At 35.1% G+C, this 993-nt stretch carries 3 protein-coding genes; 1 reads left to right on the forward strand and 2 read right to left on the reverse strand.

The window, feature by feature from the left end; all coding sequences use genetic code 11:
• Nucleotides 1-195 (forward strand): hypothetical protein (locus HXZ74_RS17125; protein ID WP_286476514.1); only part of this gene is annotated, 195 nt, incomplete at its 5' end.
• Nucleotides 196-226: 31 nt separating this feature from the next.
• Here the strand turns inward: HXZ74_RS17125 and HXZ74_RS17130 are convergent.
• A complete protein-coding gene (locus HXZ74_RS17130) occupies nucleotides 227-508 on the reverse strand; it encodes a DUF1272 domain-containing protein (protein ID WP_286476515.1) in 282 nt (93 codons plus the stop codon).
• 8 nt (nucleotides 509-516) lie between these two features.
• Nucleotides 517-963: a GNAT family N-acetyltransferase gene (locus tag HXZ74_RS17135; RefSeq protein ID WP_286476516.1), complete on the reverse strand. Its 447-nt coding sequence runs from the start codon at nucleotides 961-963 to the stop codon at nucleotides 517-519.
• Nucleotides 964-993 lie beyond the last annotated feature (30 nt).

Genomic DNA, 993 nt, shown 5'->3' on the forward strand with positions numbered 1-993 from the left:
ACCGCTAACGTCCGGAGCATTGGCGAAGTGGCGGAAAATCGAAGCGGAAAGTTTCGATTTGGACGGAACGTAGCCAATGCTTTTTTCTCAGTGGCTAAATTACAAAAAAAAGCCAATGTAAAAAGCATTGGCGGCATACGAAGATGGAACTTTCAATTTGCCGAGAACCCCGCCATTTTGCCAATGCTATGTTAGCTGACGTTTTTTTGTTTTCGATTTATTAAGGTTATCGTTTTCTTGGGTCGATATTTTTGTTAGTTTCTAAATATTTATTGTCAGAAACGGGGTTTATTACTTTATCCGCTCTCATTGGATATTTCTCTAATCCGCTTTTAGGTCTTGTCGGTCGTTTTTCAAATCCTCCACCACAATTCGGACAAACATTCTCTAAAATATTTTCAACACAATCTTTGCAATAAGTACATTCGTAAGTACATATCATTGCTTCGGAACTTTCATTCGGTAAGTCTTTACCACAATTTTCACAGCATTGTCTTAGTTCTAACATATTCAGTTTTATTTATTGTTCCACGAATAATAATTATGCTCGGTGTCCAATGTAAATCCGGTTTTTGGATATAGATTGTTTCCAATATCATTTGTTTTTGCAGTTTCTAAAACAAGTCCGCAAGCATTTGTTTCGATACATAACTTTTTTGCTTCGTCAATAAGTTGAACGGAAACGCCTTTACCTCTGTAATTTTGACTTACAAATAAGTCGTTTAAAAGCCAAAGTCTTTGCATTCTTGTTGATGAAAAAATAGGGTAGAGTTGAACAAACCCAACTATTTGGTTGCTATCATTTTCCGTCACAAAAATTTCAGATTCTTGATTTTGAATTCTTTCAGTTAGGAAGTTTTCTGCGGATTGTAAGTCAGATTGTTTTTCGTAAAATATTCGGTAATCGTCAAAAAGTTTTGATAAGTTTTTTATATCGGATTTCGTCACTTTTCTTGTTGTCATAGGGTGATGGTTCTAAAATGTCAGCTAACG

The sequence above is a fragment of the Empedobacter sp. R750 genome (assembly GCF_030324345.1).
Taxonomy (GTDB): Bacteria; Bacteroidota; Bacteroidia; order Flavobacteriales; family Weeksellaceae; genus Empedobacter; species Empedobacter falsenii_C.